At 58.5% G+C, this 26006-nt stretch carries 16 protein-coding genes and 7 pseudogenes; 19 read left to right on the top strand and 4 right to left on the bottom strand.

Going from position 1 to position 26006, the window contains the following annotated elements; all coding sequences use genetic code 11:
• The first annotated feature begins 559 nt into the window (after window positions 1-559).
• The 10 genes and pseudogenes from JG743_RS31155 to JG743_RS31115 all read left to right on the top strand — a co-directional run bounded on the left by JG743_RS31155 (window position 560) and on the right by JG743_RS31115 (window position 11423).
• Window positions 560-2257 (top strand): GMC family oxidoreductase N-terminal domain-containing protein, encoded by a 1698-nt coding sequence (locus JG743_RS31155; protein WP_202296243.1) that lies wholly within the window; start codon window positions 560-562, stop codon window positions 2255-2257.
• A gap of 547 nt (window positions 2258-2804) precedes the next feature.
• Window positions 2805-3737, top strand: coding sequence for an isopenicillin N synthase family dioxygenase (locus JG743_RS31150; RefSeq protein ID WP_202296241.1), 933 nt, complete (start codon window positions 2805-2807; stop codon window positions 3735-3737).
• 541 nt (window positions 3738-4278) lie between these two features.
• Window positions 4279-4788, top strand: coding sequence for a DUF2267 domain-containing protein (locus JG743_RS31145; protein ID WP_202296239.1), 510 nt, complete (start codon window positions 4279-4281; stop codon window positions 4786-4788).
• Window positions 4789-4830: 42 nt separating this feature from the next.
• Entirely contained in the window at window positions 4831-5127 is a 297-nt protein-coding gene (locus tag JG743_RS34885; RefSeq protein WP_446720454.1) for a GntR family transcriptional regulator, read from the top strand.
• Window positions 5024-5308: pseudogene (locus JG743_RS34740) on the top strand (UTRA domain-containing protein); the annotation flags it as partial. The gene JG743_RS34885 and the pseudogene JG743_RS34740, both read left to right, overlap by 104 nt.
• Window positions 5309-5350: 42 nt before the next feature.
• A pseudogene (locus tag JG743_RS31135) lies at window positions 5351-6066 on the top strand (IS3 family transposase); the annotation flags it as partial.
• Between the two features lie 623 nt (window positions 6067-6689).
• Window positions 6690-8084: an MmgE/PrpD family protein gene (locus JG743_RS31130; RefSeq protein ID WP_202296237.1), complete on the top strand. Its 1395-nt coding sequence runs from the start codon at window positions 6690-6692 to the stop codon at window positions 8082-8084.
• A 530-nt stretch (window positions 8085-8614) separates the two neighbouring features.
• The gene (locus JG743_RS31125) at window positions 8615-9610 is read left to right on the top strand and encodes an aldo/keto reductase (protein ID WP_202296235.1); all 996 of its coding nucleotides are present in this window, start codon (window positions 8615-8617) and stop codon (window positions 9608-9610) included.
• A 377-nt stretch (window positions 9611-9987) separates the two neighbouring features.
• The gene (locus tag JG743_RS31120; RefSeq protein ID WP_202296233.1) at window positions 9988-11079 is read left to right on the top strand and encodes an IS5 family transposase; all 1092 of its coding nucleotides are present in this window, start codon (window positions 9988-9990) and stop codon (window positions 11077-11079) included.
• Window positions 11079-11423 (top strand): hypothetical protein, encoded by a 345-nt coding sequence (locus JG743_RS31115; RefSeq protein ID WP_202296231.1) that lies wholly within the window; start codon window positions 11079-11081, stop codon window positions 11421-11423. The genes JG743_RS31120 and JG743_RS31115 overlap by 1 nt, the downstream gene beginning before the upstream one ends.
• 16 nt (window positions 11424-11439) lie before the next feature.
• On the opposite strand, the pseudogene JG743_RS31110 reads toward JG743_RS31115, so the two are convergent.
• Window positions 11440-12177 (bottom strand): annotated as a pseudogene (locus JG743_RS31110) (alpha/beta fold hydrolase); the annotation flags it as partial.
• 832 nt (window positions 12178-13009) lie between these two features.
• On the opposite strand from JG743_RS31110, the pseudogene JG743_RS34420 reads away from it, so the two are divergent.
• From JG743_RS34420 to JG743_RS31080, 7 genes and pseudogenes are all read left to right on the top strand, one after another.
• Window positions 13010-13094: pseudogene (locus tag JG743_RS34420) on the top strand (tyrosine-type recombinase/integrase); the annotation flags it as partial.
• Between the two features lie 470 nt (window positions 13095-13564).
• The gene (locus JG743_RS31105; protein ID WP_202296229.1) at window positions 13565-15238 is read left to right on the top strand and encodes an ABC transporter substrate-binding protein; all 1674 of its coding nucleotides are present in this window, start codon (window positions 13565-13567) and stop codon (window positions 15236-15238) included.
• Between the two features lies 1 nt (window position 15239).
• Window positions 15240-16241, top strand: a complete 1002-nt coding sequence (locus JG743_RS31100; RefSeq protein WP_274608511.1) for an ABC transporter permease — start codon at window positions 15240-15242, stop codon at window positions 16239-16241.
• Window positions 16238-17170, top strand: coding sequence for an ABC transporter permease (locus tag JG743_RS31095; RefSeq protein ID WP_202296225.1), 933 nt, complete (start codon window positions 16238-16240; stop codon window positions 17168-17170). Before JG743_RS31100 ends, JG743_RS31095 begins: the two co-directional genes overlap by 4 nt.
• A complete protein-coding gene (locus JG743_RS31090; protein ID WP_202296223.1) occupies window positions 17167-18180 on the top strand; it encodes an ABC transporter ATP-binding protein in 1014 nt (337 codons plus the stop codon). The genes JG743_RS31095 and JG743_RS31090 overlap by 4 nt, the downstream gene beginning before the upstream one ends.
• Window positions 18173-19174, top strand: coding sequence for an ABC transporter ATP-binding protein (locus tag JG743_RS31085; protein WP_202296221.1), 1002 nt, complete (start codon window positions 18173-18175; stop codon window positions 19172-19174). Before JG743_RS31090 ends, JG743_RS31085 begins: the two co-directional genes overlap by 8 nt.
• Window positions 19175-19267: 93 nt before the next feature.
• On the top strand, window positions 19268-20698 hold the full coding sequence (locus tag JG743_RS31080; protein WP_202296219.1) for an amidase: 1431 nt from the start codon (window positions 19268-19270) through the stop codon (window positions 20696-20698).
• Window positions 20699-20786: 88 nt separating this feature from the next.
• Here the strand turns inward: JG743_RS31080 and JG743_RS31075 are convergent.
• Window positions 20787-21403, bottom strand: a pseudogene (locus JG743_RS31075) (transposase); the annotation flags it as partial.
• Window positions 21404-21705: 302 nt separating this feature from the next.
• Here JG743_RS31075 and JG743_RS31070 point away from each other — a divergent pair.
• Entirely contained in the window at window positions 21706-22668 is a 963-nt protein-coding gene (locus JG743_RS31070) for a LysR family transcriptional regulator (RefSeq protein WP_202296217.1), read from the top strand.
• Between the two features lie 131 nt (window positions 22669-22799).
• Here the strand turns inward: JG743_RS31070 and JG743_RS31065 are convergent, their stop codons facing one another.
• A complete protein-coding gene (locus JG743_RS31065; protein ID WP_202296215.1) occupies window positions 22800-23282 on the bottom strand; it encodes an Lrp/AsnC family transcriptional regulator in 483 nt (160 codons plus the stop codon).
• Between the two features lie 240 nt (window positions 23283-23522).
• Here JG743_RS31065 and JG743_RS34880 point away from each other — a divergent pair.
• Window positions 23523-24249 (top strand): annotated as a pseudogene (locus JG743_RS34880) (transposase); the annotation flags it as partial.
• A gap of 544 nt (window positions 24250-24793) precedes the next feature.
• On the opposite strand, the pseudogene JG743_RS31050 reads toward JG743_RS34880, so the two are convergent.
• Window positions 24794-25959: pseudogene (locus JG743_RS31050) on the bottom strand (IS110 family transposase).
• Window positions 25960-26006: the final 47 nt, after the last annotated feature.

The following is a 26006-nucleotide window of genomic DNA, read 5'->3' as shown; positions in this document are numbered from 1 at the left end:
CGTCGGCATCCATTCCTCCGGTCGTTGCCCGACCGGAACATGCCCCAAGGATCAGGTTCTCCTAACTCCGAACTGCGCGCGATCGTGTCGGAATCCCGCGCGGGTAATTCTCGGAATGCTGCGCGCCATCACTTCGGAATGCCGCGCGCGATCAAATCGGAACGGTGCGCGCGATGATCTCGGAATCCGCACATACGTCCCGATGCCCGGCAAGATCGCGGCTGACCTGACGGAACCTCTTCGTACTAGGCGACAGGAGCGGACCGCTGGGTCGGCGCTGAAGCTCATTGCGGCCCCTTATCCTAGAGGTTGAATGAAAGTTACGGCTCTCAGAAGGAGTCGCCTACGCGATCCGCGCATCACGCCACCCTAGGGACGTTCGCTCCATGTTTCTTCATCTTAACTGATTCTCGGCATCTCACCAACTACTAGGGTGTAGTGTGGATTTCCCGGCAGCAGCAAATATATTTGCTGCTTGACGAGTGGTCCCTTTGCTGGGGAGCGCTGACAGTGCCTCTTTTCCCTCGTCTAAGCATCATACGATGGTGGGAGGGTTGTGTTGGTTTTCGATTATATCGTGATCGGTGGCGGTTCCTCTGGATCCGTCATGGCGAGCAGGCTCTCCGCCGAAGGGCCTCGCGTACTGCTTATCGAGGCCGGTCCTGATACGCCCCCGAATGCCGTGCCTCATGACATCCTGGACGGCAATCCAACACGTGCTTACTTCAATCCTGATTATCAATGGCCTTCACTCAACGCGACCACGGTTCGAGATGGCCGCAAGCCCATTCACTACGAGCAGGCCCGGGTCATGGGGGGCGGCTCCAGCATCAATGCCCAGGTGGCCAACCGCGGTGGTCCCGAAGACTACGATGACTGGGCCTCGAGCGGTGCAGCTGGCTGGAGTTGGAAGGAGGTTCTACCGTACTTCCGTCGCCTCGAATGCGATCTAGATTTCGGCGGCGAATTTCACGGCAAGGCTGGTCCACTGCCGATAAGACGGGTGCGGCGATCAGATTGGTCCGGCTTTATCCGGGCGGTGTCTAGAGCGTATGAAAATGAGGGTCTTCATTTCAGGCCAGACTTCAACGGTGAATTTGGTGATGGATACTCGGTTGTTCCCTTGACGAATCGAAATGGGCATCGCGTTTCCGCCGCGATGGCTTACTTGTCCGAGAGTGTCCGCCGTCGACGCAATTTGACAATTCTGCCCGAAACGACGGTTGTGCGGCTGGCCTTTTCAGGATGCGCCATAACTGGCGTCGAGACGGAAAACAAGTTCGGACGGCCGTCGTTTCGCGCCTCGACGGTGATCCTCTGCGCCGGAGCCATCCACTCGCCCGCCATATTGTTGCGCTCCGGGATCGGCCCGGCCGAGCAACTGACAAAGCTCGGTATTCCGGTGGTTGCAGATGTAAGAGGTGTGGGCCAGAATCTTCAAGAACATCCAGGGATCGCCGTTTCGGCGTATTTGAAACGGGGCGATCGCATGGCACCCAATGTTAGCGGGCACATTCAGATGCATGCCCGTTACTCGTCGGGCTACAATAGGTGTCCTTCGACAGACATGGCGGTATCGGCGGTTGCCAAGTCGGCCTGGCACCCGCTCGGAAAGCGCCTCGGCTCCCTGTACGTGTGGGTCAACCGTACTTATTCAGCAGGAACCATCGTCCTCAAGGATCGCTCTCATGCCGTTGAGCCGGAGGTAGATTTCAACTGGTTGAGCGACCAGCGGGATGCCGAGCGACTGAAGCAGGGATTCCGTTTCGTGGCCCGCCTTCTGCTGCAAGATTCCCTTTCGGGGGTGGGGCTCGACCCGTTCCCGTCAGCTTGGAATACGCGAGCGAAGCGGGTTAGCAAGGTAAATTGCATTAATTACGGGCTTACGTCGGTGCTGGCTCTGCTCATGGACAGTTCTCCGCGCTTGCGCCGCGCCCTCATTAGGCATGTCATCACCAATGGACGGAGCATTTCAGATCTGATCGACAACGAGGAGCATCTGGATCGGTTTGTCCGACAGAACGTGACCGGCAATTGGCATCCGACGTCGAGTTGCAGGATAGGGCCAGCCTCGGACCCTGTTGCGGTGACCGACCCGTCGGGCCGGGTTCGTGGCGTTTCGGGCTTGAGGATTGCCGACGCTTCTGTGATGCCATTCTGCCCCCGCGCCAATACAAACATTCCAACAATCATGGTGGCTGAGAAGATGGCTGATGCCATTTTGAAAGAAGGCAGGGAATGGCCAGCGAAGGGGTGATCAAACTTCATCGATGAGGGCTTGGCGGGATTCGTCTTTCGCCAAGTTGGTCGGGGCTGACGAACTGCCAAATGCCAAACAATTCCCGAAGAGGTGGAAATTGGCGCCGCTTTCACTCCCGTCCCCATAACATACATACTTATGCTTGGTATTCCGCGTTGCTAACCCCCTGAAGCGTGGCGGTCCTGGCGGGCACTCGTCTGCGTCGAGATCGCAAAGCGCGATACTCTGCGTCCACGACGTCCAGACCGCGGCCAGCGTGAACGTTGGGCAGATCTTCGCTCATGTCGTAGAACAGCCTTTTGCCACTGCCGGAAAGGGCTTGTTGCCCACTTGTAGTCAATGGGCCACAGAATTGCATGTCATGGATATTAAAGGACTGTTAAATAAATGTGACAGTAAGGCCGCCATAATATTAATATATTTCCTGTTGCCGATTCTGGTATTATATGGGAGATTCACTTCGATAGAGAATAAATTCGTGTATGCAGCAGAAGATTTGACTTAGACAGCCCCACATGGGCACGGCGCCGACAAAGGAGCGACTATGACTACGCTACCGCGAATCTCATTGGCGAAACTCTCATCCGATGCAACGCGACGTGAAGAGCAACAGTGCTTACGCACGGCCTGCGAGGAGTACGGGTTCTTCTACCTAGTCGAGCACGGAATCCCGAAGGAACAGATCGCAGAAGCGATCGAGGCTTCCCACCGTTTCTTCGCGTTGCCACTGGCTACCAAGGAACGCTATGGTCACGCCTTCCAAGACGTCCACCCCACCACCGCCCGTGGGTACAGTCCGTTGCACGGTGAAATGCTACATCCCGAGGCTGGCCCGGATCCAAAGGAAATGTTCGACCTCGGAATCGAGAATGAAAACGACCGGCGTCCGTTCGCCGGACGCACACGCCTTCCGGATGATGCCTTGGCTCCTGGTTTCGCGCGAAGCTTGCTTGCTTTGCAGGCTACCGTGCTCAATGGGGTTGTGCCGCAGCTCGGGAACGCGCTGGCCGACCTGCTCGATATGGAAAAAGGCTGGTTCCGACGTCATTTCAGCCCGCCGACGGTTCTGCAACGCGTGATCCGATACCCGTCTACTGGCGGGGCGGCCGCTAAGCATACCGACAATGGTTTCTTCACGCTCCTACTCCAGGAGGAACTCCCTACTCGCTCCTTGCAGGTGTGGTTCCACGGGCGTTGGATACCGGCGCCTAGCCTCCCCGACAGTCTCGTGGTCAATCTGGGCGACATGCTTCAGGTCTTGAGCGATAACCGGTTCAAGAGTACGCCGCATCAAGTGGTGCACAGTGGACCGGCCGAACGAATTTCCCTGCCCTTCTTTATATATCCCGACATCGACGCTCGCCTGGCTTCGCGGCAAGGCAATCACACCTTTGGTGTCGCGGAGATGATGCTGCGAAACTACGAGTCAATATGGGAAAAGGGGAATGGGGCCGGGCGCGCGCGTGAGTTGCAGTAGGCGTTCGGCTTGATGAAGCGTGAACAAACTGCGGCCACGACGTAGCACACGCTGACGTGATCCCCTAGAAGAACTGCGAGTGCGGCCGTCGCGTAAACGCGGCGACATCTAGACCCCTGGAATGAGGCACGCTGGGACTGCCAAATTGTTTAGATTGCACCAAACAAGATCCAAGCGCTGCGCTGAGGCGAGGATTTCTGACGCGGAACTGGGCGATTAATCCGGATGGAACAAGAAAATCAGAACCAAAGGGAGTGTTTGTTTTGTCTGGATCGAACCGTGCCCGCACGAGCACTCGCGAGCGCTCCGGTTAGTATGTTCGTCAAACCCTGAACTCCAGCTTTGCCTCTGGAACTACTTCGCTACCGGAAGGCCGCTTTTCCAAGGGGGCCATATGTCAGGCATCGCTCGCTCGCCGCGGACTGAAGCCTATTTTTTGTAGTCCTCTTCTTCCCAGCGCTAGTCGCTGACCAGGTCAACCTCCGCGCCGATGAGGCTCATTCCGAGATCCTGACAACCTTCAACGACATGAGAAAAGCTAATGTGCGCGAGGCATGATTTCAACAACGCATTAGAAGTAACACAGAATTGGATCAGCGATCTGATGTGGAGGCTTGGATGGGATGATCGCGAGCGGGTCTACCAAGCTCTGATTGCGACGCTGCACGCTCTGCGCGACTGCTTGGATTGCGAGCACGCTGTTTATATGGGCGCTCGCTTGCCAGCTTTGCTTCGCGGCTTTTACTACGAGGGTTGGAATCCCGACGGCCGCGCCAAAGTCAGAAACCGGAATTCATTTCTCGAACGGATCCACTCCGGCGTCCAGCGAGACCCGGCGGTCGATCCGGAAGTGGTTGCCCGCTTAGTGCTGGGCCAATTTATCGACCGTTTGACCACAGCAGAAGTCGAGCGTGCCAAGGCCGCCACTCCAAGAATGCTGCACAACCTTTGGCCAGGGTCTGGCCTGCCGACGGTGTCGGCGGGCTGCGCGGGAAGCCGGAGTTCGGCTATGGCTAGATCGCCCAGAGCGGTATCTTCAACCAAGGCATGATCCACCCCCAAGAGTCCTCTAAGTCACACGCTAGATTATTTCTTGCAAGAATGCAATATTCGCAAGATTCGGCCCGGTAGAACTCCACTTCATATTCAGCTCGCGGATATCATTCGGTCTCAGATCGAGAGTGGCGTCTTCAGTGCTGGCGATCAACTCCCGACCGAGGCGGATCTAATGAAGCAGCACGAGCTCAGCAGCAGCACTGTGCGACAGGCGGAGCTTGCCCTTGTCGGTGAAGGCTTGCTTTATCGACGCGCTGGCAAGGGGCGTTCGTTGCCAAGCGTCACATTCGCCGGGACTTGCTCCCTTTTTCAGGATTTTCGGACGAAACGGTAGCGCGTGGATTCCGGCCGGGTACAGGCATTTGACGGTCGGCTGGCGTCGCGCTGACGCCGTTACAGCCGCACTTAACGTGCCGACCGATGAGAGCGTCTTGACGATCGAGCGCCTGCGCACGATCGACGACGAGGTCGTAGCTGTCGAGACAGTTTCGTTCGTCGCGGCAATCGGGCGTCACATGGAAAAGCTTGACCTCATCGACCCCAATCAGAGAAGCCTGCTAGCGCTGATGCGCCGGCTCGACGAGTCGCATCTCGACTACCCCTTCGCCGGGGCGCAGATGCTTCGGGCGCTGCTGCGGCGAGCCGGTGTCGTGGTCGGCCGCCGCCATGTCGAGACGCTAATGAAGCGCATGGGGATTTCTGCGATCTATCGGCGCCCGAACAAGAGCAAGCCAGCTGCGGGCCACAAAATTTACCCGTATCTGCTGCGCGGAAGGAAGATCGCACGGCCTAACCATGTCTGGACGGTGGACGTCAGCTACATCCCGATGCGGCGCGGCTTCGTCTATGTGGCGGCCGTCGTCGACGTGTTCAGCGGCGGGTGCTGGCCCATCGGGTCTCAATCACGATGGAGGCGGCGTTTTGCGTCGAAGCGCTCGAGGAGGCCCTGGCCAGACATGGCCGACCCGAGATCTTCAACACGGACCAGGGCAGCCAGTTCACCAGCCTCGAGTTCACAGGCGTGCTGACGGCGGCGAGCGTGTCCATCAGCATGCATGGCAAAGGTGCCTGGCGCGACAACGTCTTCGTCGGGCGGCTGTGGCGCACGATCAAATACGAGGAGGTCATCTGCGCGCCTACGACAGCGTGTCCTAGGCCCGCACGGCGATCACCCGGTATCTCGCCTTCTATAATGGAGGGCGCCCGCATTCGAACCTTGACGGGCTCGCCCGACGAGGCCTATTTCGGCGCGCAAGCGATGGCGACGGCCGCATTTCGTCGCCGCGCGATTTTGCTGCAGCTCTGGTCGGGCTACGCCCTCCCGACGCCGCAGCAAAATCGCAAAGCCTCGCGCTCAACTAACCCGGCAGGATGTCACTTAGATTCCGCGGGGCGCTGTCTTGCCGCCAACCACTGGACGGCGCACGCACCCTCCCAGCATCCAACTGCCGCTGCACCTCACGCAAGCGCCCGTCCAGTGGAGCTTAGGGCGACGCCAATGGCCCCACCACCCATCCGCCAATGCCTCGGCATCCGCAAAGCGCCGCGGGCGTTCGTCGAACAGGACGAAGCGAACCACGATGCGCAGATCACCGCTCACAACCCATGTCGTCGCAACGCCTGCGAGCCCGGAAAACAGCGCGAGCGCGACGATCTCCACCTTCGGAAATCAGCCGGGGCCATGAGGTTCCTGCGGAGCGTCCCGGTAGGGTCAGATCGACAGCCGTACAATTCTGTCGAGTAAATCATCTCAACTTAAATTAACTTCACAGAACTTTCGCAATCGAGCACCGCCGGCAATGGTATAGTCCGGCCAGTCTGAGGTCAGTCACGAAAAAGAGTCAACATCTTTTACCTCAGGCCGCCGCACGGCACATTTCGCTTGGAGGTTTGGCAATGGATGTAACGACGCAAATCATTAAGCACGTCCTCGATTCCGGTTTCGAAAGGATACCTCAGAAAGCAATAGAACGTGCGAAGCTCTCAATTCTGGACACTATTGCGTGCGCGATCGGCGGATCGAATGATCCGATCTCGCACACTGCGCGCCAACTGGGCGCATTGTCCGGCGGCAAGCCAGAATGCACCGTTTGGGTTTCCGGAGAGAAGCTTCCTTCCAGCTTGGCAGTCCTTGTTAATGCGACTACGGTCAGAGCCCCTGATTTTGACGAGACGTATGAGATTTGTATTAACGGTTGCCACGCAAGCTCATATGATATCCCGCCGGCCCTGGCACTGGCCGAAAGGGACCCATCTATCACCGGAAGAGAATTGCTGACTGCGGTCGCAACAGCTATCGATCTGCACGTGCGTCTCGCGCGTAGCGTTACCACATATTCTTCAAATACGGGCCGCGACAATATGGTCTCGGTCTGGGGCGGGGCCGCAGTTAGTACCAAGTTGTTACGGCTCAACGAAGAGAAAACCCGAAATGCGTTCGGAATCGCTTACGCCCATGCTGCGGGCGAATACCAGATGTATGAAGAAGGTGCCCATACTATAGCGCTGCAGCAGGGTTTGAGGGCCCGCTCGGGGATTGAGTCGGCGTTATCAGCTATGGTGGGCTTCAATGGCCCGCGGGAACCGTTCTTTGGGAAGTCTGGTTTCTACAAGGCCTTCGAACCAGAGTTCAATCTCGATATGCTTATAGACAAACTGGGCCACGATTATGTGAACGCTTCCATGAGCTTCAAACCCTGGCCGTCTTGCAGGGGTAATCATTTCGGGATCGACGGACTGCTGCAACTGCGCAAGAAGCACAACTTCACGGGCGAGGATATTGTTTCAATTGAGCTCGGGTTGAATCGTCGCGCTGAGAGTGCTGTGGCCCAGCCGCGCGACCAAAAGTGGGATCCAAAGGACCCGGTTGTAGCGCGTTCCAGCCTGCCTTACGCCATCTCTGTCGCGGCGCAGCGCGGCCAAGTCGGAATTCGCGATTTCCGTCCCGAAGCGCTCCAGGATCCGGCCGTGCGTCGAATTATGGCCGTTACCCAGGTCGAAGTTGATCCAGAGATCGAACGAACTCACAGCCAGTATGGCAATTCGCCGACAAAGGTTAAAGTAAGGCTAAAGAGCGGGTCAGAACATTTTATTCGTGTGGACGAGCCGTTCGGACATCCGGAAAACCCAGCTTCGCTCGATGATGGCATCCGGAAACTCAGGCATTGCGGCGAAATGTCGATGCTGCCGTTCTCCAAGCAGCAACTCGGTTTGATAGGGGACTTCATCCGCGAGCTTGACAAGCAGCCCACTTTGGCGCCGCTATTTGAGCTGCTAGTGGGCGGTAAGTAGTCTCTGGAGGATGGGGTCACACAGGCCACCTGATACAGCGGCGATTTTCATGAAACAAAAAGTCAATGGTGCTAGCTCGCTGTCGAAAGCAGGTTCTCCACATCGTCCGAAAGGAGGAAGCAGCCGTCGCCGATTTGGATGGTGGTCCGACCCGCCCCGGCGAACAGCGTGATTGCATCTACCCGATCAACACCGGGACGGCGAATCAATACGAAGGAAAGCGGCGCCGACAAACAGTTCCACATCGCCGGTCGCGTACCGGATCGGCGCTTCGCCCACGAGAATGACCCGGCGGCTTACTCTCACGACGGCGAAGACTGGATCGTCCTCGGGACTGGAAAGCGGATCGCCCTAGGCCCGACTGCGGTGAAGCCGCCTGTCATCAGCATTTCCGCCCGGGTCAGCTTAAGAATGTCGGAAAACGGATTGTTCGCATTCTCCTACTCCCGCAAGCTTTGCGGATTTGTAGCATTCACCGTACGACCCGCAATTCATATCTTTACTCTACACGTCTTCAGAAGGGTGATCCCATGATATTAAGCAAGCGGCGACTGGGTAAGCGAGGCCTGCGGGTTGGCGCGATCGGCCTCGGTTGCATGGGAATGAGCCAGTACTACGGGCCGGCGGATGAGGAGGAGTCGATCACTGCGCTGCACCGGGCGATCGAGCTCGGCTGCGATTTCTTCGATACCGCGGAAGCCTATGGTCCGTACACGAATGAAGAACTGCTCGGCCGCGCTTTTCGCGATCGGCGGGACAAGGTGATGATCGCCACTAAGTTCGGATTTCGCTACAAGAACGGCCGTCAGCTCGGCGCCGAAACCGATAGCCGACCCGACTCGATCCGGCGCGCGGTAGAAGGATCCCTTCGACGGCTTCAAAGCGACCATATTGATCTGCTGTATCAGCACCGCATCGATCGCGAGGTGCCGATCGAGGACGTCGCAGGCACGGTCGCGGAGTTGGTTTGCGAGGGCAAAGTGCGCTTCTTCGGCTTGTCGGAAGTGGGCGACGCTACGCTACGCCGGGCGCATGCAGTCCACCCAGTGTCGGCGCTGCAAAGCGAGTACTCGCTCTGGGAGCGCAACCTTGAGGGGGACGTGATCCCGGTGCTTCGTGAGTTAGGAATCGGGTTGGTGCCTTTCTGCCCGTTGGGGCGCGGCTTCCTCGCCGGTGGCGTCAAACGCGCCGAGGAATATGCTGAAGGCGATACCCGCCGGTTCGATGAACGGTATCAGGGCTCGAACTACGACAGCAATGTGACGGCGGCTCAGGCTGTGTTCGACATCGCTGAAGTCAAGGGCGCGAGGCCCGCGCAAATCGCGCTCGCCTGGTTGCTGCACAAGGGCGACGACATCGTCCCGATCCCAGGTACTAAGCGGCGCGCCTATCTGGAGGAGAATGTCGACGCAGACAATATCCAACTGACTGCCACGGACATGCAGACGCTCGACGAGACGCTCGCGACAGGAATGGTTTCCGGCAATCGCTACCCCGACTGGGTGATGGCCGGGATCGATCGGTGATCGAGCAGTCCATCAGCATCCCTTTGTCTCCGATCAAAACGATGCTGATGGCGTCCCCTGGGCAATGATCCTTTCTCTGCCAGCCGTGCCGCGTTGATCGGAGGTCAAATTGGAACAAAGGTGAATAACCGGCCAACCGTCACTTCGTGGGACACAATCTAACCAGAGGTGCGGGGCCATTGAGCGAACTGTCATCCTCCGGCACTTCGACCGGATCAGGCGCTAAATTGCCAAGATCCGCCACTTCCGGAAAATACGGGATCCCAATAAAAGGGGATTAAGGACATCTACCTGCCCTAGCAGGCTGTTGAAAAAGTGGCTCGCAGCGAGGCTGTGAGCGTGATTCAGTGTCTCCGGAGAGATTCGGAGAACGAGGCATGCGCGGCGGCGACGAACGGTCTGGCGAACTGTTCAGTTATGTTGATCTCGAGGCTCGGGTGCGGCGCGATCATCCGTTGCGCCGCATTCGGGCGATTGTGAACGAGGCGCTGGCAGCGTTGGAGCGGGACTTGGCGGCGCTGTATTCGCCGATGGGGCGGCCTTCGATCCCGCCGGAAAAGCTGCTGCGAGCGATGCTGCTACAGGCGTTCTACTCGATCCGCTCGGAACGGCTTTTGATGGAACGGCTGGAATACGACCTTCTGTTCCGCTGGTTCGTCGGCATCGGCGTCGATGACGCGGCCTGGGACCATTCGGTGTTCTCAAAGAACCGCGACCGGTTGCTGGAAGGTGATATTGCGGCGAAATTCTTAGGCGCAGTGCTGGCGCAGCCCAAGGTGAAGAAGCTTCTGTCTACGGACCACTTCTCGGTCGATGGCACACTGATCGAGGCGTGGGCATCGATGAAGAGCGTCAAACCGAAGGACGGCTCGGGCGAGCCGCCGGCTGAAGGGGGCGGGCGAAACGCGGAAGCGGACTTCCATGGCCACAAGCGCTCGAACGACACACATGCCTCGACCACCGATCCGGATGCCCGGCTCTATCGCAAGGGCAAAGGCAAGGAGGCCAAGCTGTGCTTTATGGGACATGGCTTGATGGAGAACCGCCACGGCCTGCTGGTCGACGCCTGCCTGACACTGGCCGACGGACATGCTGAGCGGGTGGCCGCACTACACATGATCGAACTTCGAGCGGAGCGGCCACAGGCGATCACGCTCGGCGCCGACAAGGCCTACGACGCGGAAGACTTCGTCAATGAGCTGCGCTCGATGAGGGTGACGCCGCATGTAGCGCAGAACACGAGCGGCCGCAGTTCCGCGATCGACGGGCGCACGACGCGGCATGGCGGCTACGCCGTCAGCCAGCGCATCAGGAAGCGCATCGAAGAGGCCTTCGGTTGGATCAAGGTCGTAGCCGGCCAGCACAAGACCAGGTTCCGCGGCCGCGACCGTGTCGGATGGGCCTTCACCTTCGCAGCCGCTGCCTACAATCTGGTGCGACTGCCAAAGCTCATGGCGGAGACCGGCTGATGGCCAAGGTTCCCGGCTTTGCCAAGGCCGTTGCCGGCCGCTGGCGCATCGTCGAGATGGATGTTTGGGATAACGACTTCCTCGATCTCGTCGAGGAAGCGCATCTGACATTCAAAGGCTCGGCGGATGGCGAGATCGCCTTCGGTGCACTCAAGGGCTTCCTCGATGTCCGATATGGCACCCGCGATGGCTCAGCCTGCGCGGAATTCTCATGGGAGGGGCATGATGAGAACGACCCAGCCTGTGGCCGCGGCTGGGTTGCCTTTGGCACTGCAGGCCGCCTCGTCGGCCACTTATACATCCACAACGCCGACGATTCAGGCTTCGTTTGCGAAAGAGCCTGACTTCTTCAACAGCCTGCTAGCCTTTCGCTTCGTTACCGGCCAGCCACGCAAAAACGTGCGGCATGAGTTGGCTCAAGTTATGCCCGATATTGGGAAACAGCTCCAAGCCCGCAGTTGGGATCTGACGCTGCAGCCACTCGGAATGACAGGGCGGCACCATAAGGTCATCAAGGCCGTGAAAGAACCGCACAGGCACCTTAATCGAACCGAACTCGAAACCCCACGGGGAAACAAATGATTGGACGTCGTCGACGTAAGCATCTTCTTCCGAATAGGGAGAGCCAGACAAACCGAGCTGTTGTACGAGATTTTCCCTCAACGGGGCAGGCGACCGCATTATGCGGCGATCATTCCATGAATACAATTGCTGCTCATCGGGATTGCCCATTTTGACGATCAAACGCCTGTAATATTCGCGCGATGCCTCTGGACCTTTCCGCGCCTCCAAGATCTCCTCACGCATGAGAGGGGCTTGCCCATCTGTGCAGTCGAATCCAGGACCGGAATTTGGACCGCCCCCGGCGAGGGATGCTACCCGTGAAATCCGGGTGGGCAGCAGTGCTGCCACGGCAACCGCGTGCGGCCCACCGCCAGATTTGCCGTACACCGCTGCGATGTCGACGGATAGGTGATCGAGGATAGCCTCAACTACTGGGGCAATATCGCTAACCTCACGGCCAGGTTGGGGCGTCGACCCTCCATAGCCTTGCCGATCGAAGGTGACCAGGCGACAGAAACTGCACCACAAGCCAAATAGTCCACGATATGGCCTAGCCCGGTGCTGGGCGTCCCATGGATCCCAACGACCAGCGGTGCATCGGACGGGCCTACCTCATAGGCGCGGATCGTCCCGCCTCCGGACATTTGGACCTCGAAGACACGTGGTGTTGGGTAGGTGTCGAGAGAAGGCTGTGTCAGCCCTTTTCTTGCTAGTGACTGCCCGGTTGGACCGGCGCCGGCCTGATGACGTGATTTCATTGCTCATTTCCCCTTCTTGGAAAGCAAACTGTTTGACGGCCGCCTCGATGGCTCTGTCTTTGCTTAACACCCTCTGAGTACTCAATACCTCTAGCCTTAATATCGATACAGCAGACTGATCGTGCATGTTCTTCACTTCAAGGCTTGGGGCGCAGGATCTCGGCGTCATTTGCGCATCGCCGCATGATTGCAGACTGCATTGTGCGCGAGGAAGAAACTGTCTGACATCATGGGTTCTGATTTCAGTTGATCGTGAGCACGGATTTCCCCCGATCGTGAGCACGCATCTCGCGGGATCGTGAGTGCGATTTCGGACGATCGTGTGCAGCCCCCTCGAAGATTGTGGACGCTTCGGCCGACAGGTCAACGGGGCTGCCGGAAGCCGGATGCCAAGAGATTGTCGATGCGCCAGAGCCCAAGAAGAGACAAACAATATCGCCTTTACAAACCCGGTAACGTCCACCGCTTCACAAGCCTTCACCTCGATCGCATTTGGCGGGTCGGCTTGCCGGAGAGAAAGCTTCTGTTTTGAAGGATTGCGGCTGTTAAAGCGCAATCTTGAGAACAGGAGCAATAAAATGGCCGAGTGAGCCCCGCTTCACCGGCGCATGATCGAGGATATGACGATCCGTAATCTTTCGCCGGGCACGCAGCCATGCCGTGGCGAAGTCTTCGCACTACTTTGGCCGTTCTTTGTCTGGAGGACGCACAACAACCAATGGTTAGCACGCGGCCGGCTTGCGAGTGGGATCGGGAAATTACAATGCTGCGAGCGGGATGACCCGGGGCTAGCAGCTTCTCCTGCGAGATTTCTACTCCACCGTGAAGAATTGTCGAGCCGCTGATGAGGGATGGATTGGGACTGAAGTGACGGGCTTTGCCGGTCCCTCCCGCACCACCAGGGATACGTGCCAGCTGCGGTTCGAAGATTGAGAGACGTTGTAGCCTCAGCGACTCGATCGTTTCGGGTAGATCTCCAGCAATACGCTAAGGCTTGGCAACCGCGCTTTGGACAAAAAGCTGTCGAAGGGACCCTGAAGAAAATCTGCGGCCAGAACAACGATACGCAGGAAAGATGCAGCAAAAGATCAATTTCGCAGAACGAAGCTGCATACTGGCCGGTAACGTGAACTTGGTTTCGACCAAGGGGAGAGGATAACGAAATGCAGGACTGGACACTCGACCGCCGAGCGGTCATGAAGGCAATGCTTGCCGGATCAGCCGTATCGACCTTGATGATGAACTCTAGGGCGTTTGCCTCATCGTGCAAAGATCATATCGTGCGCATTGCCGCAATCGTGGCCCCAGACACATTGAATCCTTTCGCTAGCAATGGCAACTTCTGGCCTCTGACCTTTACCTATGATTTTTTCGTCGCTGTGGACGCTCAACGACATTCCGATCGGAAGGGATTCGCCAAGGAGTGGACCGTTGCCAAGGACAACCTAACCTGGACATTCAAGATCTGGCCGGGGATGAAATGGTCGGACGGCCAGCCCGCCACTGCTCGAGACGCCGCTTTCACATACAATTACCTCCGGGGCTCTATCGGAAGGGCCGACGAGTTGAACGTCGGCTATAATACTACTCTAACCGTCGCGCCCTTTGAGTCTATTACGGCCCTCGACGACGAGACCTTGCAAATCGTTACAAAGGTTCCGACCCGTTCGCCAGTTGAAAACCTCACGATGATCGTTCCAGAGCACATCTGGAAGAACATAAGTTATGCTGACGCACGTGGCACTTTTCGCAACGACCCGCCGCTCGTGGGCACGGGGCCTATGACCATTTCAGAGTTTCAACAGGGTCAGTTTGCGCGATTCACGCCGAACCCCTACTTCCGCACCGGGCAGCCAAAGACAGCCGGCATGATCTTCCACTTCTTCGATACGGCCGATCCCATTGCGCAGGGTCTGAAGAGTGGTAGCCTTGATTACGGCGTAAGCTTGACGCCCTCCCAGTGGGCCGATCTCTCGAAGCAGGCCAACATGGCTGTCGGAGAATCTCGCATCGAGCAGCAGAATTATCTCGCTTTTAACACCCTCTCCGGCAAGGGGGCTGGTAGCACCAAGGCGCTGCAGGACCCGGCATTTCGGGATGCGATCGGCTATGCGATCGATCAGAAGGCCATTGTCGATCGAGCTATGCGCGGACACGCTGATCCTGGCGTGGGACTTGTCGTACCGGCGGCCACCGACTACTACTCGGACCTAAGCGACATTAGGCGCCGCTTCGATTTGGATGAAGCCGGCCGACGGCTTGATGCTGCGGGCTATCGCGATTCGAACGCGGACGGGGTCAGGGAGGACAAGGAGGGAAACGACTTCCATCTCGAGCTGATTACTGGGACATTTTCGGGCATGCTGGAGATGCCAATCGCGGCGGTACAGCTTATCGCCGCCTGGCTGGAGCAACTCGGTATCCGCGTGTCGGTGACCCAACTCGACGCCGGAGCGCTCAGCGCCCGAACAAGAGTGCCGACGGAAGGCGGTGGAGGGTGGGATCTGCTGGTTTCCTCATATTGGGGGTCACCCACGCCTCACGACCTGCTCAGCTTGTGCAGCAGCGAGGTAGTAGGCCGTGCCAATACGTCATACTGGACCAATCAAAAGTTCGACAGTCTCCTGTCGACGATCAATGGCACCGTTGACCTCAATAAGAGCAAGGAACTGGTGGATCAGGCAGCGCGGCTGGCCTATGTTGAAGCACCTTACATCATGCTGTGTTATCCCTTCGTGCTTGAAGCCCATCGCAAGGATTGCTTCGACGGCTGGGGGACCGAGGATATGATGTCAATGTGGTCCTATTTTCCGTTTGACCGCCTGAGGTCAATCTGAGGTGGCTAACCTTGCAAAAGGAGACCGGTCCAGCCGGCGAATTTGGAATATTATCATTAGGGCGATTGTGACGCTTCTGATGGTGGCGATCCTGAATTTCGTTTTATTCAGAATCATCCCAGGCGATCCGTCCGCGATGTTGTTGGCGGGGGCGCGCACCGCTGTGACTGCAGAGCAGATCGAGGCGCAGCGCCAGCGTTGGGGCCTAGATCGCCCGCTGATACCGGACCAGTTGTTGGACTACATCTCTGCGACGGCAAAGGGCGATTTGGGTTACAGTTTCAAGTTTAGAGGCAGGCGTGTCGTCGACCTTCTCATGGAGCGGCTACCTGCCACGATAGCGCTAGTCGGCGTGGCTCAGATCATGGCAATCATATGTGGGGTCATGCTTGGGGTCTTCGCCGGGTGGCGCCGGGGAGAGGTCATCGACAATATCGCCACAGGGGGATCGTTGGTGCTTTACTCCACGCCGTCGTTCTGGCTCGGCATGCTGCTGGTGGTCATATTCAGCACGGGGCTCGGCTGGTTTCCTGGCTATGGCGCATCTTCACCCGGTGGCAACCAGGAATTTCTTGTTTGGTTGCCGGACTACTTGCGGCACCTCGTGCTTCCAGCCTCGACAATAGCCTTGGGACTAATGGGTCAATACGTGCTGGTTGCGCGTGCTGCCATGAGCGACGTCGTAGCCGAGGACTACATGGTCACAGCCCGGGCAAAGGGACTTACAAGTGGCCAGATGCTGATGCGTCATGCTTTCCAGAACGCAATGCTGCCAGTTGTAACCTTGGTGGCTCTCAATCTAGGTTATGTAGTGGCGGGTGCCATTACAGTAGAAACTGTGTTCGCGTGGCCTGGAATTGGCGGGCTGACAGTCGAGGCGCTGAATTCACGAGATTATCCAGTTCTTCAGGGGGTTTTCTTATTGCTCGGTGCATCGATTGTCCTCGCAAACCTAGTCGCAGATTTGGCTTATGGCCTACTTGACCCTCGGGTGAGACAATGACTGAAACAGTCATTAAGTCTCGACGGCGTGTCCAACTGCGAGCGACAAAAGATTTCCTGGGAAGGTTGTTCGAACGGGGCGGGGCCTGGGTTGGCGTAGTCGCATTGACTTTCTTTCTCCTGATGGCAGTTGCGCCCGGGCTGCTCGTCGGTCCGCTTGAAACGGCCGCGTCCGCATCCGGCGACTTCCTGACGTCACCCGACAGCCAACACCTGCTGGGCACGGATGAGGTGGGACGAGATGTTCTGAATCTCGTAATTCATGGGGCCCGGATTTCTCTGACGATAGCATTGATTGCAACTGTGATCAGTCTCTTTGTCGGCTCAGCGGTGGGCATAACGTCAGGCTATTTTGGCGGGTCATTAGACTCTTGGCTGATGCGCATGACTGATTTCTTCTTCATTGTTCCTCCCTTCGTGCTGGCGCTGGTTATTGCGCCCGTGTTTGTAGAAGTCGTAGGCCGCGGCCACGAGATCCTAGGCTTCCGAACGTCTCTGTTCGTCGTGGTTGTTGTCATCGGCTTGACAAGCTGGTCCTTTATTGCTCGCGTTATTCGCAGTCAGACACTGTCTCTGCGGGAGCGGCCTTTTGTAGACCGCGCCAAGGTCGCAGGTAGCAGCAACTTCGGTATAATGGTGCGGCACATCCTGCCCAATCTCGTGCCGCAGCTCGCCGCGAATGGCGCCCTGGTTGTCGCCAATGCAATTTACATCGAGACCTCACTTTCATTTATCGGCCTTGGCGATCCACTGCAGCCTTCATGGGGCACCTTACTTGCCCTTGCTCAGCGCTCAGGAGCCGCAAGTGCTGGGGCTTGGTGGTACCTCGGCGCACCGGGTGTGTGCGTGCTCACGGTCGCGCTTGGCTTCGTCCTTCTCGGGAATGCGCTCGACGACACATTCAACCCCCGCCGGCGAGTGATCCCATGACCAATATCTCGCAAGAAGGGATCGGTCCTCTGCTGTCGGTTGAAAGGCTTTCCGTCAACTATGGGCTGAAGGGCGTTTCGTTGCCCGCTATTCAGGATGTGAGTTTTGAGCTACGTGCCGGGGAGGCCGTCGCCCTCGTTGGGGAATCAGGCAGCGGCAAGACCACGACCGCCATGGCGATCGCCGGTCTGTTGCCTGCCAGCGCGCGGGTGAGCGGTGGCGAGGTGCGCTATCGAGGCTCCCGGCTGCCGATCGATGACGATGCTGCGATGCGGCCCCATCGCTGGAGGGAAACGTCAGTTATCTTCCAAGGTGCGATGAACGCACTCAACCCCGTTCATCGCATCATCAAGCAGATTGCTGAGCCATGTATACTGAAGCTTGGTCTGTCGCGGGACCAGGCAATGGCGAGGGCACGCGAATTGCTCGAGCTGGTCGGGATTCCTGCCGATCGCGGTGTCGCCTACCCACATCAGCTGTCAGGTGGGATGCGGCAAAGAGTGATGATCGCCATGGCGCTGGCATGTCGTCCGTCAATCATCATTGGCGACGAGCCGACCACCGCGCTCGATGTCATCAATCAGGCTCAGATCCTCAATCTGTTGGTCGACCTGCGATCCAAATTCAACCTTGGCCTGGTGTTGATCACGCACGACCTATCCATAGTATCTGAGTCGTGTGACCGCGTCATGATCATGTATGCGGGCCGGATCGTCGAGGAGGGCGCCGTCTCTGATATCTTCGCGGCTCCCAGGCATCCCTACACCCGCCTGCTGATCGATTCTATCCCGAACCCGGCCAAGGGAAAACGGGTTTTGCGCCCCATACCTGGTGATCCGCCTACTCTGGCGAAGCGCCCGTCAGGCTGCGCGTTCCATCCACGCTGCCCGTTTGCCATGCCGATTTGTACGACCGAAATTCCCGGACCTGATGGGTGCGAGCAAGGCCACGTCGCATGTCACCTTCACAGCTCTTTGACGCAGACGCACAAGGTAGCAGCCAGTGTATGACAACGTTGCGATCTTGAAGCTAGAGAACCTGCAGGTTCATTTTCCCATCCAAGGTGGATTTTTGGACAGTATTTTAGGACGGACCCGGGCCACGGTCCGTGCTGTGGACGGGCTCGACCTCAATATCGGGCGGGGTGAAATAGTCGCCTTGGTTGGAGAATCTGGCAGCGGCAAGACCACGGTTGGCCGCGTCATCACCAAGCTGGTGCAGCCAACCGGCGGTAAGTTGCTGTTCGACGGTGAGGATATGACGGCGCTGCAGGGCTTCTCGGCATTGCGTCCTTACCGGCACCGCGTCCAAATGATCTTTCAGGACGCATATCAGGCGCTCAATCCACGCCATACTGTGTTCGATGCGGTGGCAGAGCCATTGCGCTCGCTGGGCCTTGTCGACAACGAAAACCAGCTCACCGAGCGGGTGAGCGAAGCCCTCTCAGCGGCAGGCCTTACCCCCCCCGAAGAGTTCTTCGCGCGCTTTCCGCATGAGCTTTCTGGCGGACAACGTCAGCGGGTAGTCATTGCCGGAGCGCTCGTGGTCAAGCCGGAGCTCATCGTTGCTGATGAACCGGTTTCCATGCTCGATGTCTCAATCCGCGCGCAAATCCTCCAGACTCTCCTTGATCTTCGCGACAAGCAGAACTTGGCGCTGCTCTTCATCACGCACGATTTGCCGCTTGCCTGGTTAATCGCCGATCGGATTGCGGTCATGTATCTCGGTCGAGTAGTCGAGATCGGGAGCGCCGACGATATCACGCTCAATCCTCGGCATCCTTACACGATAGCCCTTCGAGATGCGACGCCCCAGGTTCGCAATGAGGGACAGCGCAACGGCATTCAAGCCCTGCAGGGCGAGATTCCAAGCGCGGCCCGCGTGCCGAAGGGGTGCCGTTTTCATCCTCGGTGTCCGATAGCCTTCGACCGCTGTCAAGAGCAGGAGCCACCGATCATTGAACTCGGCGCGCGACATCGGTCTGCGTGCTGGGTGGCGAAGTGAGCGCTACTAAGTACCTCTGGCTCTACTTCTCAGCTTGCTCCACTTTAAATAGCCCGGGATGGTGATCGATCCCGAATATCAAAGGAAACTGCAATGCGGCTCGGCGAATACGCAGACAACGACGCAACTGGTTTGAGCATTCTTGTGAATGCAGGCGAAGTGACTGCAAAGGAGCTTACGCGTTTGGCTCGCGAGGCTCACGATGAGGTCAATCCTTCAATCAACGCTGTTATCGAGTTCTACGAAGATGCCGAGAGCGTTCTCGGCGCGGACAATGGGGTCTTCAACGGGGTACCATTCCTTCGCAAGGACCTCGGACCCGCAGAGGCAGGCCGCCTCCAGGAACAGGGAAGCCGCCTATTCAAAGGCCATCGTTCGGAAAATGACAGCTTGTTTTTTCGTCGTGCTCGAGAGGCTGGGCTTCGGACTGTCGGAAGAACCACAACGCCGGAGTTTGGCATGTCCGGAATGAGCGAATCCATCATCAATGGCATCACGGGCAATCCTTGGGATTTGGATCGCTCGGCGGGAGGCTCGTCCGCGGGGGCCGCGGCGGCCGTGGCTGCCGGCATCGTTCCGATTGCGCATGGCAGCGATGGCGGCGGGTCGATTCGGCAGCCTGCAGCGTGGTGCGGCCTTGTCGGACTCAACCCGTCGCGAGGACGCGTTTCGGGTGGCCAAGACAGCCGGTTTGGCGTTGGCCGAACATTCGTACTGTGCCGCTCCGTGCGCGATATGGCTGCTGCGCTCGACGTATTTTCGCGCCCCGAAGTCGGCGATCCATTCGTCATCGTCCAGCCAGATCGCCCGTATTTCGAGGAACTCTCGCGGCCCACAGGGAAACTTCGGATCGGGGTGGCGAGGACTACATGGGGAGGGGTCGACGTCGAGCTCGAAGTCGTGAAAGCGGTGGAGTCGACCGCCTCGCTGCTGGAGGAGATGGGTCACGAGGTGACGGAAGTCGTGCGGCCTCCCTATGAGTTCGAAGAGTTCAAGAAAATCATGATTGCATTCGCGGAACTCGGAGCAGGTTCGCTCCAAACCGCAGCGCTGAACATGGGCCGCACTATCAGCGCGGAGACACTAGAGCCCGTCAATCTCAAAATCTACGAACGCGGACGAAAACAACTTTTATGGGCATCGGCAGACCTGCATGAAGACATCCGGCGAATGCGGCTCCGGGTGGCCCAGGCGATCCATGCGTTCGACATTTTGCTGACCCCTACAATGTCGACTGTCGCCCGACCACACGGCGGCAATTATTGTTTGACCACCCCCACTGTTTCTATTGAAGACTTTTTCGAGGCGGACTTCGGAGGCGGCACTCACCTGGGAGTATTCAATATTACCGGGCAGCCTTCTGTGTCGTTGCCTTTGGCGCAAAGTACCCGCGGGCTGCCGATCGGGGTGCAGATCGTCGGCCGCTTCGGCGACGAGGGTACGCTGGTCCGTGTCGCACGCGATCTTGAGGAGGCTAGACCTTGGAGTCACCGGCGACCGAAAGTTTGGGTGGTGAAAGAGTGAAACCGGTTAGGTATGCGAGTCCGCAGCTGAACTCGCTTGGGTTCAGTGGTGGAAGGGGGCGTTAGTCGGCCGTGAACAATGAGACTGGTCAGGCTTTGATCTTGTTTGCCTGACTTTGGAAGGCTGCGATGAGAAGCCACAAAAGCTGCCTGAACCAGTTGAGCAGGAGGGAGAAGTTGTAGCCGGCGGCGGCCAGGATGGCGTTGAGGGCATCACCCTGCTGGCCGGCGAGGTAGTTGCGGCCCATCCGATGCTCGGCCTTGATGTGGCCGATGACGGGCTCGATGGCGGAGCGGCGGCGCATCTGGCGCTTGATGGCTGGGGTGACGCGGCGCTTCTGGCCTGCGGTGAAGACCCTGAGCTTGTGGCTCTGCGGTGCGTTGTGGCCGCGATAGCCGGCGTCGGCGAGGACGCGGCCGATCTCGTTGCCGATGGTCTTTTCCATGTCGGGGATGACGCTTGCAAGCGTGTGGCCGTCATAAAGATTGCCGGGCAGCGCTTGCAGGGCGAACTGGCGGTTCTTGGAGCGTCGCTTCAGTGTGGTGGCCACCGACACCTTTCCCCCCCGAACTCGTAAGGCATATGCGCCTCGCCCTTGCCGATGCATTCCACCTCGTGCGCGTGCAGGCTGTAGATCTTGCGGCGGCGCTGGCGCTGACGTTGCTCGAGAACGGTGGCGGCCTAGTAGAGCGGCCATTTGAAGAGCACTGCGGACACAAAACAAACTGTCTGTAGATATCGCTGTGCGATAAGATGCCGATCGCGGGCAGCATTTGACGGGTGCGTACTTTTCAGACTTGGATGAACCTGATTCTCCGTTTCCGGTCCGCGAGGGACGCAATCGCACCCTGAGGCCCATGCGCGAGTTCCCGACGAGGTTGAAACCAGCTTGAGGCCGCCTATTGCGGGGGGGGCAGCAGTGGCTTAGCTTCGACGTTGAGGCAGGGCAAGGGCTCAGAGTTGAGAGACCGTGGTGCCCAGTCATCTTAAATCAGCGGGCGGAACACGTGGATAATCAGATCGAGCTTCGCGCCCTCAGGCACTTCATCCGAGTGTCCGAACTCGGCAGCATCAGTCGAGCTTCGGTGGAGTTGCGGATAGCGCAACCCGCTTTATCAAGGCAAATGCGCCGCCTGGAGGAAACGCTCGGAGTGCAATTGTTTATTCGGGATGGCCGCGGAGTGACGCTGACGGAAAGTGGTGCCAAGCTCTGCGACGAAGTTGCAAATGTCTTGCTGCGGCTGGAAAATGCTTGCCTTCAGGCTCGGATCGATGAAGGCACTCCTTCGGGCGCCATTCGGGTGGGAGTTCTGCCCAACCTGGGCCCAACCTTCATGGCGGAGCTTATTTTAGGCTGCCGTCAACAATTCCCGCGTGTTAACCTGAAATTGCTTGAGGGGTTCACCTATCAAACCGCGAACTGGATCCAGAGCAAGCAGATCGATCTAGGATTCGCATACGATGTTGATAATTATCGCCATCTGAACCCAGAATTCCTTTTCCAAGAAGAAGTTTATTTAGTTGGTTCAAAGAACAATTGGCCATTCGGTGAGAGGGTCTTGTTGTCCGAACTGGAGAGTCTTCCGCTGATTATTCCGGCGGCGCCGAGTTATACGCGACGACGGCTCGAGGCGGCCGCGCACGAGCAAAGGGTGGAGTTGACATTCAAGTACGAGATCGATTCTATACCTCTCATTAAGCGAATGATTGCGCTGGATGAAGGCTACGGCATTTTCAGTCGTGCGTGCTTGTGGGAAGATCTCGAAGGCCAGAATCTGTCTGTGGCTGCGATTGAGCGGTCTTCGCTAAGCTTTGAATTGGCGCTAACAACGGCATATGGAACAATACTGCCGCCACCCGCACGGCACATCATATCATTCCTTGAGCAGATGGTTCGACGTTACGTCGAGCTTGGGCGCTGGTCGGGCGAGTTTATCACTCGCGGCACAAGTTCATCGACCACCAGTTGAAGCAGCTGGAGCATCGCCGGGACGCTGGCTATTAGGAGACTAGATGACCATTAGTCTCGCCTGCAATGCCGCCAGTCGCGAAGTGCTTGCCCCTCTTCGGCAGCCGCAGCTGTGCTACTGGCGCTTCCATTCTATTCGTCAATTGGCAGAGCCAATGATGCCTTGATTCGATCCATTACGACCATCGTTTTAAAGCCCTTGATATCGGGGTGCTCATGAAAAAAGCGACGAGTAAATGCCTCGTATTCGACCATATCACGAACCGAAATTGCGAGAACAAAATCGGCCTCCCCTGTCACGTAATATCCATTCATGATCTCGGGTGTGCGCCGGATAGCTTGTTTGAAACGATCGATGATATCAGCGCGGTCACGCTCTAGCGTTATAGAGGCTAGCATGAGCATGGGCCTCCCGATCGCTTCGGGCGAGATTACAGCAACATCTGCCTGGATCACACGCGCATCTCGAAGTCGCTTCAATCGCCGCTGACATGCGGTGGCCGAAAGGCCTGCGAGCTCGCCCAATTCTTCTGTTGTAAGGCGATTGTTACGCTGTACGGCAATGAGGAGTTTCCGATCGATTCGGTCTAAATCTGGCAGCGGTGTGTGCAACATTGGGAGCTCCTCGCAGGAAAACTGCACATTCTTGCAAAGAATAGCTCAACTTCTGCGGTGTCTCGCTCATACCCATTCCATATATCTGTTATGCGCTGGTGATCTGGCGATCTTCGGATCGGCTGACTGGATGGGGCTCGTCCGTGGGCCGTATCCCTCGAGGCGCAGCGGTGGTCATCGATGTTCTTCCGTAGGGTCGGGTTGCTGACACCAACCTAACCTGATTCGAAGGAACCGCCGGTGACCGACGACATGGTGAACCTGCGCTCCGTCGTGGATGAGACCCCCGATGCCGATCTCCTGCGCGAGATGATCGGCTTTGCCGCCGAGCGGCTGATGGAGCTGGAGGTGGGTGCCGCGACGGGCGCCGGCTATGGCGAGAAGAACGCGCGGCGGACCACCCAGCGCAAGGGTTGGCGCTGCTGCCGCCACTTCCGGGACGCGTCCCGGAAGTGGCGGCTTTCGCCCCGGTGTCGATAGTCCGTCCCGACCTTTTCGGGACGGGAGCGGCGCTGGTGGTCCAACTCGGAGAACTTCTGATGTTATTGGATCTACACTGTCAGGGCCTATCCGTGGCTGGGTCGTTTCGGCCTTCATCACCACCGCCTTCGCGCAGGAGTGGCCCGAAGCTGCCAGTTACCGGTGGCGAGCCGTCGCCGACCAGATCCGACCGAAAATGCCGAAGCTGCCGCCATCCTCGACAACGCCGAACCTGACGTGCTCGCCTACATGACCTTCTCGAAGGAGCGCCGGGCCAACAGCACGAATCCGATCGAGCGTCACAACCGCGGAATCAAGCGCCGAACCGATGTGGTCGGCAGACCGACAACGCTATCCTCCGCCTCCTCGGGGCGCAGCTGCTCGAGCAGAACGATGACGGGCCCCGCAGAGGGCCCGCTACATGACGCTGGAAACCATCAGCCAGATGAGCGATGATCCGCTCATAGCCTGCCCGCCGTGGCGCGCTGATCAACCCGGCTGTCTGCCGGAGGGCGCGGCGACCAAGGCCGCCAGCTACACCTGTATGGGGCGATGATTGTCAAGCCAGCTCCTACTTCATTTCGACCATCTCCTAGTTCGGCCGATTGGCGACCATCTCCTCGTCCCGACCTATTTCGCTCTGGCTGCCGCGCGCAGTGACGGTCAAGGCTGGGCCGCAGGCACCGATCGCGCAGCGACTTGTCCTTGACGGTCACGAGCACGGCGGCAGGCTTGCTCGGTCGGCAGGGAGCCCTGCGAGGTGCCGACAATGGATTCCGAGGCGGAGTTCGCCATAAGCAGGCGCGGGTGCCGCGCGGCAGACTTGTATTCGGTCGATCTCAGTGGATCTGAACCATGATGCAGCATGCGCATCGGTGGGCGAAGCTCCGGGGCGGCGGCCCATTCTACGTCCGCGGTCCGAGGACCATGTGTAGCTTCGGGTTGCCGCCACCTCGGATCATCATCGGCAGACCCTGCTACGGGCCAGCCGATTGGGTGTGCGTTGCTCTCCTCTTCCCACGTGCCCCCAATCACGCCGCACGCAAGCTGACGCCCTGGGGCATCTCGCCCGTGGTGACAAGGCGCCACAGCGCAATCACAAGCTTGCGCGCCAGCGCCACGATCATCGTCTTGCGCGTGGCTTTGCGGCCGTCGGCCGTGCGCGCCTGGAACCATTGGGCCAGCGCACTGTCCTTCTGGAAGAGGAGAAAGCGCCAGGCCAATTGGATCATGCCGTGCCGCACGCGGGCACTGCCGGCGCGTGCCAGCCCCTTCTCGCGCCGGCGTTTGCCGCTCTCGTCGGGCGAACCCGTGAGCCCGGCATAGCGCGCCACCGCGCGGCGATCGCGCAATCCGCGTGACAGGATCTCGTGGACCAGCATGTCCGCCGTCTCGACACCGACGCCGATGACCCGTGCGATGAGGCGCACCATCGCATGCGGGCCTTCTGGTGCAGCCTGAGCCGCGGCGAGCCAACGCAGGCGGTCGCCCTCGATGGTGCGGATCTGCGCACGCACGAGGTCGAGCCGCTCAAGCAAGCGGTGCAACTCGGCGCGGGTGTTGTCCGGCAGCGGTGCTCCCTCCGCTATGCGGATGGCCATGAGCCTGTCGGCCGCATTGCGCAGGCTTAAGCGGAAGCTGCGAATGCCGAAGCGGGCAAGAATCGCCTTGATGCGGTTGATGAGCCGCGTCTGCTCACCGACCAAGGTTTGCCGTTCGCGGTTCGGCCGCCGCGCGTCCTCCTCTTCGAGCGTCGGGATTGCCGCCATACTGCAATGGCGCTTCTCGCCGCGCAGCCAGCCAAGGAAGACGCGCATCAAAAGCTCCGTGTCGAGACGATCGGTTTTGGCGCGCCGGTGCTCACGCGACACCGCAACGCTGGCGGGGTGGATGGCATAGGCTTCGATGTTGCGCGCCCACAGCCAACGCGCCAGCCAAAAGCCGTCTCCAGCCGCCTCATAGGTGACGGCGATCCGCTTGATCGTGTGCCCAGCCTGGCCGGCTTCGTCGCGCCAGCGCTGCAGCAGCTTCAACAGTGATGGTGCGTCAGCTCGATCTTCTTGAGGGGCTGGCGCTTGAGACCCGGTATGAGCGCGGCAATCAGCCATTTCGCCTTGCTCATTTCGATGACGGCGATGACCGTGTTATCCTGTTCAAGAGCGGTAAGGGACCGGCTCGCGTCAAATGACTGCGACATGGGGTGCCTCCTTCTGATGGTGGATCCAACAACGCCGAAGGATGCCA

Origin of the sequence: Mesorhizobium sp. 131-2-1 (assembly GCF_016756535.1) — a bacterium.
Classification (GTDB): Bacteria; Pseudomonadota; Alphaproteobacteria; order Rhizobiales; family Rhizobiaceae; genus Mesorhizobium.
This window is presented reverse-complemented; position numbering and strand designations above follow the sequence as displayed.

Bases quoted from the DNA above. Each gene is read 5' to 3' on its own strand.
- JG743_RS31150 (WP_202296241.1), top strand. From the start codon at position 2,805: ATGACTACGCTACCGCGAATCTCATTGGCGAAACTCTCATCCGATGCA.
- JG743_RS31095 (WP_202296225.1), top strand. From the start codon at position 16,238: ATGACTGAAACAGTCATTAAGTCTCGACGGCGTGTCCAACTGCGAGCG.
- JG743_RS31065 (WP_202296215.1), bottom strand. From the start codon at position 23,282: ATGTTGCACACACCGCTGCCAGATTTAGACCGAATCGATCGGAAACTC.
- JG743_RS31105 (WP_202296229.1), top strand. From the start codon at position 13,565: ATGCAGGACTGGACACTCGACCGCCGAGCGGTCATGAAGGCAATGCTT.
- JG743_RS31080 (WP_202296219.1), top strand. From the start codon at position 19,268: ATGCGGCTCGGCGAATACGCAGACAACGACGCAACTGGTTTGAGCATT.
- JG743_RS31130 (WP_202296237.1), top strand. From the start codon at position 6,690: ATGGATGTAACGACGCAAATCATTAAGCACGTCCTCGATTCCGGTTTC.
- JG743_RS31145 (WP_202296239.1), top strand. From the start codon at position 4,279: ATGTGCGCGAGGCATGATTTCAACAACGCATTAGAAGTAACACAGAAT.
- JG743_RS31090 (WP_202296223.1), top strand. From the start codon at position 17,167: ATGACCAATATCTCGCAAGAAGGGATCGGTCCTCTGCTGTCGGTTGAA.
- JG743_RS31120 (WP_202296233.1), top strand. From the start codon at position 9,988: ATGCGCGGCGGCGACGAACGGTCTGGCGAACTGTTCAGTTATGTTGAT.
- JG743_RS31115 (WP_202296231.1), top strand. From the start codon at position 11,079: ATGGCCAAGGTTCCCGGCTTTGCCAAGGCCGTTGCCGGCCGCTGGCGC.
- JG743_RS31125 (WP_202296235.1), top strand. From the start codon at position 8,615: ATGATATTAAGCAAGCGGCGACTGGGTAAGCGAGGCCTGCGGGTTGGC.